Here is a 15,816-nt window from a genome sequence, read left to right on the forward strand (position 1 = left end):
CCTGGGGGCGCTGAAAGCAACCCACGGAAATCAAAACTACGACCTGCCCGCCGAAGTCGACACCGACTCGGTTTACACGGTGGTGGTGTGGTGCGAACGTTTCCGGTCGGCCTTCGGCGCGGCCCGGCTGGCCTAGGGGGGTATCCGCGTTGCCACCCCGCGCCGCCGGGGCACCGTGACCCGGGCGGTGCACCCGCGCGCGTCATCCACCCCGGCATGGCTGGGCAGCCCACCGGCGACGCGGCGTCACCCGGTGGTGATCGACAATCTCAGGAGGGTCTTACTCGATGGTGTCTTTCAGTTTTTCCTCGCGGACGAACAGCAGCACCAGCGCGGTAACAAGGGCCACCGGAGATAGGATCGCAAAGATCGGGGCCAGGGCATCGTTGTAGCTGGCGATAACCGCATGATTGAGGACGGCGGGAAGGCTGTCGACCAGCGACGGGGTGAAGCTGCCGGAAGCCGAGCCGGTGAGCTTTCCCGCCCATACCTGCCCTTCCGGGCCCATCGATGTCAGGGCTGCGGGAAGACGGTCGGCCAAATTGTTGTGCAGATTGCCCACAAACAGTCCACCAACCAGGGCTGTGCCGATTGACGCGCCGATTTGCCGCACGAAATTGTTGGCTGCGGTGGCTGTTCCGACCATCGTGATCGGAAAAGAGTTCTGCACGATCAGGACCAGGATTTGGAAAGACAAGCCGAGTCCGACCCCGAGAACAGCCAGAGCCGCGCCGACTTTGGCAAGTGTTGTGTCGGCCGACAACCTCGACAGGAGAAACAACGAGCCGCAGATCACCAACAGGCCGGCAACCGGGTACCACCGGTAACGGCCGGTGCGGGTGACCGTCAGGCCGGTGCCGATTGAGACCACTGTCATCGTCAGCATCATCGGGATGAGCATGAAGCCGGCCTGGGTGGGCGACAGTGAATGCACCATCTGCAAATATGTGGGCATGTAGGCCAGGCATCCGAAAAGGAACACACCGATCATCAGCCCGGCGAGCGTGGTCAACGCAAAGTTGCGGTTGGCGAACAAACTCAACGGGATCACCGGGTTGTCGGCGTGGGTTTCAGTCAAAATGAACACCGCGCCGGCGACCGCCGTCAGTCCCATCAGCCCCATGATCACCGGCGAATTCCAGGCGAAGTCGTGTCCGCCCCAGGTGACGGTCAATATCAAGCTGGCGGTGGCGATCGCCATGGTCACCATGCCGAGCACATCTGTCGTGCCGCCGGTGGCACGGTCGGGAAGCTTCAGCAAAAGCATGATGCCGAGCAGGGTGATCACGCCCAGCGGGATATTGAGCCAGAGCCCCCAACGCCAGCCGGGACCGTCGGTGAACCAGCCGCCGAGCACCGGCCCCAACACCGACGCCATGGCGAAGGCGGCCCCCATGATGCCCATGTACTTCCCGCGCTGGCGGGCGGGCACCACATCGGCGGTGATGGCCTGGGAGAGCACCATCATCCCGCCTGCGGCCACCCCTTGCACAGCCCGGGAGACGATGAGCATCCCCATGCTCTGGGCGAGACCGCCGATGGCAGCCCCCGCCATGAATGTGGCCACCGCGCCCAGGAACAGTTTTTTCCGGCCGACCTGGTCACCGATCCTGCCGAAGATCGGCAATGCGATGGTTTGGCCCAAAAGATAGGCGGTGATCACCCACGTCATGTGGTTGACCCCGTGGAGTTCCCCCACGATGGTCGGCAGTGCGGTGGAAAAAATCATCTGCCCCAGCGAACTCATGAGCATCGACAGGATCAGGGCGGTGAAAACCAGCGGAAGATGGGCGCTGGAACTGTCGTGGTCGACCGGGCTACCGGTGCCGGTATGGGTGGCGGTCATGCTGTGGCACTTCTTTCTGACAGGGTCCGCAGGCGGTCCAGGGCGGCGGTGATCGAATCAGCCAGTGACTGCGGTGAGCAGTCGGCGGCTTTCATCCAGTCGTGCACACCCATCTGGATGGCTGAACCGGTCAAAAACACCACCGCCTGTGCCTCCTGCTCCACGGTGTCCGCCAGCAGGCGCTGGTCGGGCCAGGCCCCAAGATATGCCGAGACAGCCCGCGTGACGGAGGTCATGGACTGGAATTTGGCGCTGAAACGCTGCGCGAAGATCGCCGGGGAGGATTGCATGATGATTTTGCGCCGGCGCAGCAGGATGGCCACCTGGGCGGGGCAGTCCACCGGGCAATCGTCCCCGGCACCGTCGCTGGTGAAACCGGCGGTCATGCCGATCAGCCGCACCACGGCGCGGGGAAGATCGGGGTGAATCTGTCCGGCGAAGGATTCGATTTCCTCATCGGTTAATTCCCGGGGCGCATCCCCCAGAATCGCCGACTCCTTGGAATCGACGTAGTTGAAAAACGTGCGGCGGGAAATACCGGCGGCGGCGCAAATATCGTCAACGGTGACCGCGTCGATGCCTTTGTCCATCACCAAGGCTGTGGCACAGTCCTGGATGGCGGTTTTGGTGGCGCGGCGTTTGTGCTCGCGCAACGAAGCAGATGACATGGGCAACACGCTACGCCCCAATATGCACCCAGTGCAAAAATGCACTGTGTTTACTTCACGGGTGATGGGTTGCCCCGGTGGTCCGCGGGCCACAGGGCACGGACACCACCTGCGGGATCGGGGGCAGGGGCGGGCAAAAAAATAATTCCCGCCCCACCGCACAGATAGTGCGGGAGCGGGAATGAAAGACAGGTCGACTGCGGCATGCGCACACCGCCTGCCCGCGGCGTGTCAGCGGCCGGGCAGCGGGGGAAGGTTCACCGGCGGCAGGGTCAGCTGGGAGGACAGGGCCTGGCCTGCTTCCCGGGCGCTGCCGGTGTCCAGGGTCGGCACCGGCAACGGCTGCTCGCCGCGGGCAATACGCTCCCGGTTGGTGGCATCGATGATGATGCGGGCGTAGGAGAGACTGAAATATGCGACCGCAATCCCGATCAGCACTCCTTTGTAGCCTTTGATCGGGTCGATCATCTTCGACGACAGGCCACGGGCATTCCAGATCAGTCCCGGCTGGCCCGACGACGGCGCCGACGACAGTCCCGGGGAAGCGTACGGCGGCACATTGGGCTTCAATTCCGGCTCATCGGCGGCGGCGAGACCGCAGCCAAGCCCCAGGGACAGGGCCGTGGTGGCGGCAACAACAGTTGTGCGGGTGCGGGAGAGGGGACGGACCACGGCGAAAAAGCTCCTAGACGGTGGGGGACCCGGTGGTAGCCCGGGCGGGAAAACGAAAAAAACAGCGGACGGGCCGGTCATCCGGCCTTCCATCCTGTCTATCGGCGGTATGGCCGGTGCTGTTTCGTCATCCGGGGGATGACACTGGCCGGATGCATCAGGAAAAAATACTACCGGCCCCGGCCGTCCCCGCTGCGATGTGCCACCCCGATCGGGGATCGGGTACGCGGGCTTGTCGTCACCGCAGGGGACGGCCGGGGCCGGCAGCAGGCAGCCGACTGTGCGCCCGCCGGGGATAAACCCCGGCCGGGTCCGGCGGGCCTGGTGTTAGTCGCGGTCAGTGTTGCACATGTCCAGCACATTCAGCCGCTTGTCGAGCTCTTCTTCGGTGAGTTTCTCACCGTCGACAAAACCCAGGTCGATGACCGTCTGGCGGATGGTCTTCTTTTCCTTCAGCGCGGTCTTGGCGACCTTGGCGGCGGCCTCGTAGCCGATCGCCGAGTTCAGCGGGGTGACAATCGACGGCGAGGATTCGGCCAGAGTCTGCATGCGCTCCCGGTTGGGTTCGATGCCGTCGACCAGGCGGGCGGCGAACACTTCGGCGGTGTTGCCCAGAAGGCGGGCCGATTCGAGGACGTTGCGGGCCATCATGGGGATGAACACGTTGAGTTCAAAAGCACCCTGCGCGCCACCGAAAGCGACAGCCGCATCATTGCCGATGACCTGGCAGGCCACCTGGGTGGCGGTCTCGCACAGAACCGGGTTGACTTTGCCGGGCATGATCGAGGAACCGGGCTGCAGGTCGGGCAGGTGAATCTCACCCAGGCCGGTCAGCGGGCCGGACCCCATCCAGCGGATGTCGTTGGCGATCTTGGTGAAGCTGACGGCGATGGTGCGCATCGCCCCGGAGAATTCCACCAGGCCGTCGCGGTTGGCCTGCGCCTCAAAGTGGTTGACACACTCGCGCAGCTCGTCCAGGCCGGTGAGTTTTTTCAGCTCCTCGGTGACCTTGGCGCCGAAATCGGCCGGGGTGTTCAGGCCGGTGCCCACAGCCGTACCGCCGATGGGCAGTTCACCCAGGCGCGGCAGGCAGGCCTCAACCCGCTCGATACCGGCTTCGATCTGCCGGGCGTAGCCGGAAAATTCCTGGCCGAGGGTCACCGGAACGGCATCCATCAGGTGGGTGCGGCCCGATTTGACGACATCCTCCCACTCGGCGGCTTTTTTGCTCAGCGACTCATGCAGCTTCTTCAGCCCCGGGATCAGCTGTTTGACGGCGGCTTCGGTGGCGGCGACATGGGTGGCGGTGGGGAAAGTGTCGTTGGAGGACTGGCCCATGTTGACATGGTCGTTGGGGTGGACCTCAACACCATTGTTCTTCGCGATCGAGGCAATGACCTCGTTGGTGTTCATGTTCGACGAGGTGCCCGAACCGGTCTGGAAGACATCGATGGGGAACTCTTTGTCGTGCTTGCCGTCGGCAACTTCCTTGGCCGCGGCGATAATCGCGTCGGCCTGCGTGTCATCGAGCAGACCCCGGTCCTTGTTGACCTGCGCGCAGGCCGCCTTCAACAGGCCCATGGCGCGGATCTGCGCCGATTCCAGCCCCCGGCCGGAGATCGGGAAGTTCTCCACGGCACGCTGGGTCTGGGCGCGCCACAGGGCGTCTTTGGGCACTTTCACTTCACCCATGGTGTCGTGCTCGATGCGGTATTCCTGCTCACTCATGTACTCATCCACCTCGTATGGATCAATCGGATAGCTGACGGTTGTTTTGTCGGCCGGTCGCCACCGCGGCAGGCACCACGGTGACGGCAACGAACCTCGTGCCCCAGTATGGCGCAAAAAAATCCCCCGCGCCGGGCCATGAAGGCCCGAATCGGGGGAGTGTCAGTCACGTCACACCGTCGGCTGCCCGCCGGGCGGCTGTCCGGCGGGTGGGATCGGCGGCCTCAGGGCTGCATCTTCTCAAAATCGTCGACGGAGTATTTCTGCAGCTTTTCCAGCTGGTGGACTGATTCGATGAAACGCACGGTGCCCGAGCGTGAACGCATCACCAGCGAACGGGTGATCGCCGAGGTGTCACGGTAGGACACCCCGCGCAGCATATCGCCGTTGGTGACACCGGTGGCCACGAAGTAGCAGTCATCGGAGTCGACCAGGTCGTTGGTGCCGAGCACGGTGTCCAAATCCAGTCCGGCGTCGATGGCTTTCTGCCGTTCCTTGTCGTCGGTGGGGTGTAAAATACCCTGGATTTCACCGCCCATGCACTTCATGGCGCAGGCGGTGATCACTCCTTCCGGTGTTCCGCCGATACCCATCATGATGTCGACGGAGTTGGTGTCCTGGGCGGCAGCCACGGCACCGGCGACGTCACCGTCACGGATGAGACGGATTTTCGCCCCGGCTTCCCGGATATCGCGCAGCAGCTGGTCGTGGCGGGGGCGGTCGAGAACCACCACGGTCACATCGTGCACCGGAATCTTCTTGGCCTTGGCCACAACCTCAATATTGTGCTTGACCGGGGCCTCGATATCGATTTTCCCGGCGGCTTCCGGGCCGACGGCGATCTTTTTCATGTAGAACACCGCCGACGGGTCATACATCGAGTGCCGGCTGGCGGCGGCCAGAACGGAGATCGCGTTCGGGCGGCCTTCAGCCATCAGGGTGGTGCCGTCAACCGGGTCGACGGCGATATCGACCTCGTTGCCGTAGCCGTTGCCCACGCGTTCGCCGTTGAACAGCATCGGGGCCTCGTCTTTTTCACCTTCCCCGATGACCACGACACCGCGCATGTTCACCGAGTTGACCAGCATGCGCATAGCGTCGACGGCGGCACCGTCGCCCTCGTTCTTCTTGCCGCGGCCAACCCAGCGGCCGGCGCCAAGTGCACCGGCTTCGGTGACGCGCACCAGTTCAAGGGCGAGGTTACGGTCCGGGAGCTGAAGAGTTCTTAATTCGTTCATGGTGGTCCTTAAAAAGAGCGGACAGCCTTTCGTGACAGCGTCTAAACCGTGCTCACCTTGAGTGTTGGAACAAACGGGTGTGTTTGCCCGGTGCCAACGGTCGGGTGTTTTTCTGTGGAAAATCAACCAACCGGTTGCACCCGAAGGCCGGGAAACCCAAAAAAACAAGGTGTCACAGTGTGTGGATGGTTCCCGCCGGCCTCGACTGTGGACCGGGCCGACGGAGCAGTTCCATTGTTGCACTTTCCCCGGGGCTCGGGCGGGTTTTCCCGCCCGGCACCACCGCGGGCTGACCCGGGGCCGCAACGGTTGCCACCGGGGCCGGTGGCAACCTGCCTTCCCCGGCCGTGCGGGTTTTTGAAATGATGATTGCCCCAAAATCCCCGGCCAGGCAATGCACTGGTGGGCCAACACGCTGAAGACGCGGCGGGTCGGCCGGGCCGCCGGTGTGCCCGCCGGGCGGTGACGGCCCACCCGGGCCGGGCCGTCACCGCCCCGGGTGTCACACCCGATAGGGTGTGGCCGGGTGTGGTGCGGCGGCCGGACGGGGGCCGTGGCGGCGGTGACAGGGGCGGGATTGTCGGTTGGGGGACCGGTTTTGCGATACTGGGAGCCGTGGCCGAGAAAAAACCCAGAATTTTCCAGGACTCCAGGGACATGATCATCTCCCTGGTGGTGTGTTTCGCCGTCATTTTGCTGGCTGTTTCTTTTACCGGGCTGTGTTCCTTCAACCCGCGGCAGACCATCGAGTCCGGTCCGGTCCGCCCCGTTGACGCGGAGACCATCCTCGGGATGGAAGCCAAGGCCATGCCGTTTCCGGTGCGGCTTCCCGACACGCCCGACGGCTGGGTGGCCAATGCGGCCCGCCGCACCAATGTTGATGGCGACAGCGCCCCGATCGTCGGCTGGGTCACCGCCAACAAGGCGTACCTGCAGTTTCTGCAGACCCGCGCCACAGTTGACGCCGTCGTTGACGATTTCGACGATGTTCTGCGCGAGGAAGTCGACCCGGTGGTTGTCGGTGAAGTCACCTGGCGCCGTTTCGTCCCGGTCGATCAGCCGGTCAAAGACACCATCTACGGGTACAGCAGTGATGAAGTGACCTGGATTGTCACCGGCACCGCCGGCCGGGAGGAATTTAGCCTGCTGGCGCAAAACATTGCCGCCGCCACCCCGATTGAGGTGGCGCACCCCGCAGCCGACACCCCGGCCGTCACCACCCCGGCACCGGCACCATGAGACGGCGGAAAATGACTGGTGCGGCGATCCTTCTGGCCGTCGCCGCGCTGCTGTCGGTGTTTTCCGGGGCGTGGTGGCCCGCCGGGATTCTGGTTGTCGCGGCCGCCGGTGTATTCGCCCTCGGCTACAGCACCGCCGAGACAAAAGGACCCGCCATTGCCCGCAGCATGCTCGGCAGATCCGGTGGTATCCCCGGGCTGTATGTGCCCACCGGTGAGGATGATCCGCATGTGGTGCTGGACAGGCAGCGCCAGGCCCGGCTGGAAGAAATCCGGCGGACAAGCGACGCGGGCGACGACGGGGAACCCGGCCGCAGCGCAACCTGAACCGGCGGGCGGGGCATTTTTTCCTAAAACATCTGCTTGATCTACTGTCGGTGGTCGCCGGTGGCAGGGTCGTTGTCGCCGTTACCGAGGACCTGTTCGACTTTATGGCGGGCATTGGCCAGGTGCTGCTCGCAGCGGGCCGCCAGTGCTTCGCCGCGCTCCCAGTATTTCAGGGCCTCATCAAGCCCCATGGAGCCGCGTTCCAGAATGCCGACGGTTTCCACCAGTTCGTCGCGGGCCTGCTCGTAGCTGAGCTTCTCGGTGGGGGTGAAGGCGTTGTCTTTGGGCTCACCGGAGCCGATCACATCGGGATTCATGGGTGGGGTGTCCTTTGATGGTTGTCATGGTGTGCAGTCAACACACCGGCGGGAAAATCAGGGGAAAGAGAAACGAGGGGAAAAGATCCGGCGTGTCTGCTCAATCGGCCGGATGGACCGCAATGGAGGCCGCCTGGATCGAGCCATCGGTGACCCGGATGCGCAGCTGGCTTCCGGGCGGTGCCTCACCGATGGTGGTGACCACCTGCGGTGCACCATGGTCGCGGGGGAGAACCTGCACCACCGAATAGCCGCGGGCCAGGGTGGCTGCAGGACCCAGGGCGGCGACCCTGGCCCGCAGGGAAGAGGTTTCCTCCACCGCCTGCCCGATCACCGTGTGCAGGCAGCGCCGGGCGGCGGTGCGGTTGCGGTCGATGACCTCCTGTTGGGTGTCAATCAGGGAGAGCGGATCAGCCAGCACCGGCCGCTGGCGCAGGGCGGTGATGACATCCTGCTGGGTTGTCACCCAGCCCCGCAGCGCCGCGGCGCTGCGGGTGCGGGCCTCGGCGATACGGCGGTGTTCCTCGGCGGCGTCGGGAACAATCTGTTTGGCCGCATCGGTGGGGGTGGCGGCCCGGATATCGGCCACATCGTCGAGAATCGGCCGGTCGGGTTCGTGGCCGATCGCCGAGACCACGGGGGTGACGGCCGCGGCGACGGCACGCACCAGGGGTTCCTCGGAGAAAGGGAGCAGATCCTCGACTGAGCCGCCGCCGCGGGCAATGATGATCACCTCCACTTCCTCGTCGGCGTCAAGGACCCGCAGCGCATCGACGATCGCCGGGGCCGCGTCGGCACCCTGCACCGGGGTGTTGATCACCCGGAAACACACCTCGGGCCAGCGGTCGGTGGCGATCTGCATGACATCGCGTTCAGCGTGGGAGCCGCGACCGGTGATCAAACCGATCACCCCCGGAAGATACGGGGCGTGCTTTTTGCGCCGCGGATCAAACAGACCCTGCCGGGACAGCTCGCCGCGCAGCCGGTCGATTTTCGCCTGCAGCGCCCCGATACCGACCGGGCGGATATCACTGACCCACAGCGACAATTCACCACGGCCGACATAAAACGACGGCTTGCCGTTGACGATCACCCGCTGCCCGCCGGCCAGAAGCGACGGATCGGCGGCCATGAGATTTTTCGGCACCATCATCCTGATCGACGCCGTCTGGCCGGTATCGCGCAGCGTGGCATACGCCCACTTCCACCCGGCCTGCGATTTGGCCTGGGTGATCTCTCCTTCCACCCACACCGACCCCAACCGGTCAATCCAGCCTTTGATCTGGTTGTTCAAATATCCGACAGACCACGGGGATTCGACGGTGGGGGCGGCGGATACAGTCACGACGGCTCCTTGCGATGGTTGCCGCACATCACGGTGCGGGGGCCGGGAACAACAGCGCCACGAAAAAAAACAACAGGAAACCGCAGTCGGTTCCTCCCCGCCGCCCCGGCCGGTGGGATGGCATCTTCCCACCACTGTAACCGCCCCCGCCCCGGCGGCGGTACCGCTGTCACCACGACCACGGCCACTTGCAACAGGTTGTCCACAGGCACGTGCCATAACCGCAGCGCACCGGAGGTTTTTCAGGCCCCCGGCGGACCACAATCGGGACGGGGATGGGGGCAAACCGGGCGCGGTCGGTTAATGTGTGTGCCATGACCAGCCCCGAAACTGCCCGCCCCGATGACAAACTGGTGCTGCTGGCCGCCCCCCGCGGCTACTGCGCCGGTGTGGACCGTGCCGTCGAGACAGTCGAACGTGCCCTCAAGCAGTACGGCGCACCTGTGTATGTGCGCAAAGAAATCGTCCACAACCGCTATGTGGTCGATACTCTCGCCGCCCGGGGGGCCATCTTCGTCGACCAGACTTTCGAGGTCCCGGAAGGCGCGCACTGCGTGTTTTCCGCCCACGGTGTCTCCCCGGAAGTGCACCGGGAAGCCAGACAGCTCAGCCTGAACACCCTCGATGCCACCTGCCCGCTGGTGACCAAAGTCCACAACGAGGTCAAACGTTTCGCCAAACAGGGCTACCAGATTCTGCTGATCGGACACACCGGGCATGAAGAGGTGGAAGGCACCATGGGCGAGGCCCCGGATGTGGTGCACCTGATCGACAAAAAAGAAGACATCGACAACCTCACCTTCGATGACGGGGAAAAACTGATCTGGCTGTCCCAGACCACCCTGTCAGTCGATGAGACCATGACCATGGTCAAGCTCCTGCACGAAAAATTCCCGCAGCTGGAAAACCCGCCCAGCGACGACATCTGTTACGCCACCCAGAACCGGCAGGTGGCCGTCAAAGCGATTGCGCAACGCTGCCAGCTGATGATTGTGGTCGGCTCCCAGAACTCCTCGAACTCCAAACGCCTGGTGGAAGTGGCCCTGCAGCACGGCGCAGACGCCGCCCATTTGATCGACTACGCCAACCAGATCGATGACGCCTGGCTTGACGGGGTCACTGTGGTGGGTGTGACCTCCGGGGCATCGGTGCCCGAAATCCTGGTCAGGGAAGTTCTGGACTACCTTGACCGGCACGGCTACAGCCGCACCGAGGAAGTCACCACCGCCGACGAGAAACTCGTCTTCGCGCTGCCGCGGGCAGTCCGCCCCGCCGACCGCGCCCGCCGCTGACCCGCACACCAGCCCACGGCAGAAAATACGGGCAAAACACCACTGCCCGGCACAAAGAAAAACCACCCCGCACCCGGGACTGTCAGGCAGTCCCGGACGCGGGGTGGCTGTGCGGGCCGCAACAACAGCTGCGGCGCCGAGGCAGGGGCACATCCGTCGAAGCTGCGGCACCATCGACCGTCACATCCGGCCGGCACGCAACCAGCCGGTGTCCCGGTTATCCCCGCGGCGGGCACGGGGGGTGGCGCAACACCGGTATCCGGCAGGGCCGACTGTCCGGGCGGTTTACTGCCCGTCGCCGTAGAGATCCTCATCCAGCCAGGAATGTTTGCGGGCCGGGCGGGGCTGGGGCGCGGAAGCCCGGTGGCGCGGGGTGTTGTCGGCGGGATCAGCGGGCCGGTCGCCCACGCGGGGGGATGCCTGCGGCGGTTCCGGGCGGCGGTGGCTGCCGGGGCGGCGGGCATGCGTGTCAGGGTCGGGGCGGCCGACCCCCGTCCTCACGTTGCGCGCCGGATAGTCGGTTTCACCGCGCACCACCGGGCGCACCGGGTAGCGGCGCTGCCGGGCGTCGTGGTCGATCCGCCGCTTATCGCGCGGATCCAGCTTCTGGTGCCGTGGACCGGGCTGGGTGAACCGGGCCTGCGGAATGCTGCCGTCACCGGGCAGCGGCGGGCCTGCCGGGCGGGGCGCGGTGCGCGGCACCGAACCGCCCGGGGCGGCCGGGCGGCGGGCCGCCCGTTCCTGGCGGGCGGCGCGTTCCCGGGCCAGCTGCTCCATGGTCTGGAAACGGCGGTCGCGGGCACGGCGCGCATCGGCTGCCGCCGAAGGCTGCACCGGTTGCGGCGGGGTGCCGGCGGCCGCGCGCACGGGGGCGGTGCGCCGCGCCCGGCGGGCGGTGTCAACGGTGGCGCGGTCACTGCTGGCTCTGCCGGCCCGGGCCCTGTTGAGCCTGGCGACGGTGGACTGCCAGCGGCTGGTGACCCAGACGTATTTCGCCACCGCCACCAGCACCGCGGACAAGGTGATGATGCACAGGGCGGGGAAGAACTGGGCCAGCGGGTACAAGGCGGTGAGCACCTGTGTTTTCGACACCCCGGTGGTATCGCCGATCTCGTAGGCCCGGCCGATGATCCCGGCGGCCCACGGGGTGGCGATACCGAACAGGATCGGCACCAGGGCGGTCAGCAGGGTCACTGCCCGGGTTTTGGTGATCAGCACGCAGCCGACGGCCACACAGCCGAACACGATCGGGTAGGTGGTGGTGATCTGTCCGGCAGAAACGGCCATCCCGGCGGCGGCGATGGTGCCCAGAACAAGAATCACACCCGCGATCCACGGGGACACCCCGACATCGGCGACGGCCGCGGACGGCCGTGCCTGAGGGGGGCGCTGGGGATCGGAGTGCGTCACGGGCGGTTATTTTACCGAACTGTGGCCTGTGACCACGAACCGACATTCACACCCCATGGAAAACGGATCACACCCCACCCTCTGGTCCAGGCCCGGCAGACACCGCGAAAAACGGTGATCACCTGCCTGTTGTCTGTCATGATCACCCCGGCTGAACACCGGTTGCCGCCGGAAAGATTCAGCCCGGCGGGTATCCCACCGGTGCAGCCTGCGGCCGGACAGAAGCGGGTGGGTGTCTCGTTCACCGGTGGCAGGCGGGGATGGCAGCGGCCTGTTGTCCCCACGGGGGACAAATAAATGGGGGCGGGAGAAGTGCCGGCGGGTATCAGAAGACAACCCCCGCTAGATGTCACCCTCCCCGCCGGTGGGGCGGTCCGTGGTGCCGGGGGCGGTGTCAGCACCGGGGCCTGTCACCGGGACGGTGGTCCGGCACACCGGGTCGATGTCCAGCGCGCCCTGCGCGGTGACGGCACCCATGTCCGCCAGCTGCCGGGCTGTGACGGTCAACCGGCTGTCGATGGAGGCCGCGGTTTTGTTGAAGGTGTCGACGGTTTTGTTGATTTGTCCCCCCAGCCGGTTGAGATGCCCGGTGACGGTGGCCAGCCGCTTGTACAGCGTGGTTCCCAGGGCAGCGATCTGTTTGGCCTGTTCGGTCACCGCTTCCTGCCGCCAGGACAGTGCCACTGTTTTCAGCAGCGCCATCAACGTGGTGGGGGTGGCCAGCACAATGTTTTTCGAAAACGCATCGTCGAGAAGCTCCGGATCCACCGACAGCGCCGCGTCAAGGAAGGGATCGGCGGGGATGAACAGCACCGTGAATTCCGGGCTGGGGCTGACAAGCTCCGGGTAGTCGCGGGCGGCCAGGGTGTTGATGTGGCCGCGCAGATGGTTGGCGTGCCGGGTCAGATACGCCCGGTGCTCTTCCGGGTCGGTGGTGTCCAGGGCATCGAGATAGGCAACCAGCGGGACTTTCGCGTCCACCACAATCGAACGCCCGCCCGCCAGGCGGATGACCATATCTGGGCGTTGGGTGTGCCCCTGCCGGGTGGTGGTTGCCTGCTGGTCGAAATCACAGTGTTCGACCATGCCCGCCAATTCGACGACACGGGCAAGCTGCATTTCTCCCCACCGTCCCCGGACTGTCGGGGCAGACAGCGCCTGCGCCAATTTCTGGGTGGTATCGCCCAGATGCAACGACACTCGGCCCATGTGGTCGACCTGCTGGGCCAGCCGGGCGTGGGAACGTGCCCCTTCCAGCTCAAGGTCGGCGATTTTCTGGGTCAACTGCGCCACGGTGGTGCTCAGCGGTTTCAGCGACCGGTCCACCGCGCCGGTGACACTGCGCTCTGATTGCGCCGCCAGTTCCGCCCGGTCGGCTCTCACTGTCTGGGCCAAAAGATCAGCGGTGCGGTCAACATCGCGGTCATCGGCCGCCGGGTGGGTGGCCGCCCGGGCAAACCAGCCGCAGGCCACCCCCAGCAGGGCGGAAACAATCACCAGCATGATGACCGCGATCGGGGAAAGAGTAGTCATGCCGCCCACACTGCCACACAGGCGCCAGATCACTGTCGCCCCGCGGACCCGACGGGCGGGACACAGCAAGGACAACACATAAAAAAGAAGCTGCCGCCCGGGGTCTTTTCCCCGGGACCGTCGGAAAACAAAAGGGACGGATTTTCGGGGAAAACACAGCCGAAAGCGACAGCTGTCTGGTGGTGGTCCGGACCGGCCGCCGACACCAAAAGACGGGGCAGGCGGGGTCTGGATCATCCGGGGCCGGCCTTGTGGCAAGGCCGGGGCGTGATGGCCTAATCAGTCCTGGTGGCTGATCAGCACATCATCGGTGGCATCCTCGGATTGGCCGAGCACACCGGAGATCTCGTCGGGGTGGCGGCGCAGCGCCAGAATGCTGACCAGCAGCCCGCCCCAGATGATGACGATGAACAGCACCATCATCATGATTGCGATTCCGCTCATAGGATCGGTGCCTCCTTTACTTTATTTCTGCTCGGCGGCAAAGCCGGCGTGGCGGGCGGGTTCGTATTTCTGCGGGGTCTCAATGGTGCGGCGCACATCCGGGTCGACACCGAAGTCGGAGCCGGGAGGACCGTCCAGGGAGATGCTGCCGCGCCAGGGGACGACCGTCATGGCGAAAGCGACACCGACGATGACCGCCAGCACACCCCAGCCGAACAGGGCCAGCTGCGTCTGGGTGTAGCCGCCGTAGGGTTCGGAGATCAGCGAGATCAATTCCTGCAGCAGGGTGTAGCCCAACACGATGGTGGTGACGTTGACGACACAGATGCGCCAGATGGTGCCCACCCGGAAGCTGGACACGGCATTGAGATGCAGGGCCAGTTCATTGATGCGGCGGCAAATCCAGTCGATGCAGATGATCGAGATCAACGCAATGGCGACAATACCGATGTTGTTGGTGAACTTGTCCATGATGTCGAGGGTGGCAAGACCCGAGGTGGTGGTGAAGCAGAAAATCGAGATGATCGCCATGACCACGCCAACACCGATGGCGGCGGGCTTGCGCTGGAGGTCGAACTTGTCCTTCACACCGGAGACAACAACCTCCAGCAGGGAAAACAGCGAGGTGAAACCGGCCACTGTCAACGAGCCGAAGAACAGCACACCGAATACCGCGCCCAGGGGCATCTGGGAGATGATCGTCGGGAAGGCGATGAACGCCAGTCCGATACCGGAAGAGACAACCTCGTCGACCGGGACATTCTGCTGCATGGACATAAAGCCCAGGGCGGAGAACACACCGATACCGGCCAGGACCTCGAAGGAGGAGTTGGCGAAACCGGTGACCAGACCGGTGCCGGTGAGGTTGGTGCGCGGCTTGAGGTAGGACGAGTAGGTCAGCATGATGCCGAAGCAGATCGACAGGGAGAAGAAGATCTGGCCGTAGGCCGCGATCCACACGCCCGGATCCTTCAGGGCGCCCCACTTCGGGGTGAAGAAGGCATCCAGGCCCTGGGCGGCACCGGGAAGCATGACAGCCTGGATCACCACAATGATGAACAGGACCGTCAGGATCGGCATGAAGATTTTCGACATTTTGCCGATACCCTCATCGACACCCATCGACAGCACCACGATGCAGACAATCCACACCAGGGCGGTGGCCACGGCAATCGCCGGGACAAAGTCGAAGGAGAACACCTGGGCCGAATCGAACTTCAGGAAGTCCTCGAAGAAGTAGGCGTTGGGGTCATCGCCCCACGCCTGGTTGAAAGACTTGACGGTGTACAGACCCGCCCAGCCGATGATCACCGCGTAGTAGATGGTGATGAAAAAACAGATGCCGAGCTGGATCCAGCCGATCGGTTCGGCCCACTGTTTGAACCGGCGCATGGCCAGTGGCGCGGAGCCGTTGAAACGGTGTCCCAGCGCGTAGTCGAGAAACAGCAGCGGAATACCGGCGGTCAACAGTGCCACCATGTAGGGGAGGAGGAATGCGCCGCCGCCGTTGTCGTAGGCGACATAAGGGAAACGCCAGATATTGCCCAGGCCCACGGCGGAGCCGATCGCGGCCAAAAGGAACGCGATACGGGTGGAGAATACCTCGCGACGTACGGGAGTCTCAGTTGCCATGGGCTTTACTAGACCTTTCCATCGGTAGGTGGGAAGTTGATCGTGTGCACGAAGCCGACGGCACCAGGGTGGGCCGGGGAGTGTTGTACACAGCGTCATTGGAGCCGTATGACACGGATCTCACTT

The 15,816-nt window shown here is 64.6% G+C and carries 15 protein-coding genes; 4 read left to right on the top strand and 11 right to left on the bottom strand.

Annotated elements, in window-relative coordinates; translation table 11 throughout:
- The coding region (locus tag JZY06_RS12635) for a DM13 domain-containing protein (RefSeq protein WP_207279468.1) at positions 1-136 on the top strand (136 nt) is incomplete at its 5' end.
- A 144-nt stretch (positions 137-280) separates the two neighbouring features.
- On the opposite strand, the gene JZY06_RS09300 is transcribed toward JZY06_RS12635, so the two are convergent.
- The 5 genes from JZY06_RS09300 to glpX form a co-directional block, all read right to left on the bottom strand.
- Positions 281-1,846, bottom strand: a complete 1,566-nt coding sequence (locus tag JZY06_RS09300) for an MDR family MFS transporter (protein ID WP_207279268.1) — start codon at positions 1,844-1,846, stop codon at positions 281-283.
- A complete protein-coding gene (locus JZY06_RS09305) occupies positions 1,843-2,514 on the bottom strand; it encodes a TetR/AcrR family transcriptional regulator (protein WP_207279269.1) in 672 nt (223 codons plus the stop codon). The genes JZY06_RS09300 and JZY06_RS09305 overlap by 4 nt, the downstream gene beginning before the upstream one ends.
- A 231-nt stretch (positions 2,515-2,745) precedes the next feature.
- A complete protein-coding gene (locus JZY06_RS09310; RefSeq protein WP_207279270.1) occupies positions 2,746-3,186 on the bottom strand; it encodes a hypothetical protein in 441 nt (146 codons plus the stop codon).
- A gap of 327 nt (positions 3,187-3,513) precedes the next feature.
- On the bottom strand, positions 3,514-4,914 hold the full coding sequence (locus JZY06_RS09315) for a class II fumarate hydratase (RefSeq protein WP_207279271.1): 1,401 nt from the start codon (positions 4,912-4,914) through the stop codon (positions 3,514-3,516).
- A gap of 224 nt (positions 4,915-5,138) precedes the next feature.
- Positions 5,139-6,152 carry a class II fructose-bisphosphatase gene (gene glpX, locus JZY06_RS09320; protein ID WP_207279272.1) on the bottom strand — a complete coding sequence of 338 codons (1,014 nt, stop codon included), beginning with the start codon at positions 6,150-6,152 and terminating at the stop codon, positions 5,139-5,141.
- 615 nt (positions 6,153-6,767) lie between these two features.
- On the opposite strand from glpX, the gene JZY06_RS09325 reads away from it, so the two are divergent.
- Positions 6,768-7,391, top strand: a complete 624-nt coding sequence (locus JZY06_RS09325; protein WP_207279273.1) for a DUF4245 domain-containing protein — start codon at positions 6,768-6,770, stop codon at positions 7,389-7,391.
- Entirely contained in the window at positions 7,388-7,717 is a 330-nt protein-coding gene (locus JZY06_RS09330) for a hypothetical protein (RefSeq protein WP_207279274.1), read from the top strand. The genes JZY06_RS09325 and JZY06_RS09330 overlap by 4 nt, the downstream gene beginning before the upstream one ends.
- A 41-nt stretch (positions 7,718-7,758) precedes the next feature.
- On the opposite strand, the gene JZY06_RS09335 is transcribed toward JZY06_RS09330, so the two are convergent.
- Both JZY06_RS09335 and xseA read right to left on the bottom strand, forming a co-directional pair.
- The gene (locus JZY06_RS09335) at positions 7,759-8,034 is read right to left on the bottom strand and encodes an exodeoxyribonuclease VII small subunit (RefSeq protein ID WP_207279275.1); all 276 of its coding nucleotides are present in this window, start codon (positions 8,032-8,034) and stop codon (positions 7,759-7,761) included.
- Positions 8,035-8,134: 100 nt separating this feature from the next.
- Positions 8,135-9,379, bottom strand: coding sequence for an exodeoxyribonuclease VII large subunit (gene xseA, locus JZY06_RS09340; protein ID WP_330617238.1), 1,245 nt, complete (start codon positions 9,377-9,379; stop codon positions 8,135-8,137).
- 314 nt (positions 9,380-9,693) lie between these two features.
- Here xseA and JZY06_RS09345 point away from each other — a divergent pair, with 314 nt between their 5' ends.
- Positions 9,694-10,671, top strand: a complete 978-nt coding sequence (locus JZY06_RS09345) for a 4-hydroxy-3-methylbut-2-enyl diphosphate reductase (RefSeq protein WP_207279277.1) — start codon at positions 9,694-9,696, stop codon at positions 10,669-10,671.
- Between the two features lie 285 nt (positions 10,672-10,956).
- Here the strand turns inward: JZY06_RS09345 and JZY06_RS09350 are convergent, their stop codons facing one another.
- The 4 genes from JZY06_RS09350 to JZY06_RS09365 all read right to left on the bottom strand — a co-directional run bounded on the left by JZY06_RS09350 (position 10,957) and on the right by JZY06_RS09365 (position 15,690).
- Entirely contained in the window at positions 10,957-12,081 is a 1,125-nt protein-coding gene (locus JZY06_RS09350) for a DUF6542 domain-containing protein (protein WP_207279278.1), read from the bottom strand.
- 342 nt (positions 12,082-12,423) lie between these two features.
- Positions 12,424-13,614, bottom strand: a complete 1,191-nt coding sequence (locus JZY06_RS09355; protein WP_207279279.1) for a DNA recombination protein RmuC — start codon at positions 13,612-13,614, stop codon at positions 12,424-12,426.
- A gap of 279 nt (positions 13,615-13,893) precedes the next feature.
- Complete coding sequence (gene metS / locus JZY06_RS09360) at positions 13,894-14,058, bottom strand: methionine/alanine import NSS transporter subunit MetS (protein ID WP_207279280.1); 165 nt, start codon at positions 14,056-14,058, stop codon at positions 13,894-13,896.
- Positions 14,059-14,079: 21 nt separating this feature from the next.
- Entirely contained in the window at positions 14,080-15,690 is a 1,611-nt protein-coding gene (locus tag JZY06_RS09365; protein ID WP_207279281.1) for a sodium-dependent transporter, read from the bottom strand.
- Positions 15,691-15,816: the final 126 nt, after the last annotated feature.

The organism is Corynebacterium mendelii (assembly GCF_017307055.1).
GTDB classification, from domain to species: Bacteria; Actinomycetota; Actinomycetes; order Mycobacteriales; family Mycobacteriaceae; genus Corynebacterium; species Corynebacterium mendelii.

Coding starts and splice junctions, on each gene's coding strand:
- JZY06_RS09355 (WP_207279279.1), bottom strand. CDS start 13,614: ATGACTACTCTTTCCCCGATCGCGGTCATCATGCTGGTGATTGTTTCC.
- JZY06_RS09300 (WP_207279268.1), bottom strand. CDS start 1,846: ATGACCGCCACCCATACCGGCACCGGTAGCCCGGTCGACCACGACAGT.
- JZY06_RS09365 (WP_207279281.1), bottom strand. CDS start 15,690: ATGGCAACTGAGACTCCCGTACGTCGCGAGGTATTCTCCACCCGTATC.
- glpX (WP_207279272.1), bottom strand. CDS start 6,152: ATGAACGAATTAAGAACTCTTCAGCTCCCGGACCGTAACCTCGCCCTT.
- JZY06_RS09335 (WP_207279275.1), bottom strand. CDS start 8,034: ATGAATCCCGATGTGATCGGCTCCGGTGAGCCCAAAGACAACGCCTTC.
- JZY06_RS09330 (WP_207279274.1), top strand. CDS start 7,388: ATGAGACGGCGGAAAATGACTGGTGCGGCGATCCTTCTGGCCGTCGCC.
- JZY06_RS09305 (WP_207279269.1), bottom strand. CDS start 2,514: ATGTCATCTGCTTCGTTGCGCGAGCACAAACGCCGCGCCACCAAAACC.
- JZY06_RS09315 (WP_207279271.1), bottom strand. CDS start 4,914: ATGAGTGAGCAGGAATACCGCATCGAGCACGACACCATGGGTGAAGTG.
- JZY06_RS09345 (WP_207279277.1), top strand. CDS start 9,694: ATGACCAGCCCCGAAACTGCCCGCCCCGATGACAAACTGGTGCTGCTG.
- metS (WP_207279280.1), bottom strand. CDS start 14,058: ATGAGCGGAATCGCAATCATGATGATGGTGCTGTTCATCGTCATCATC.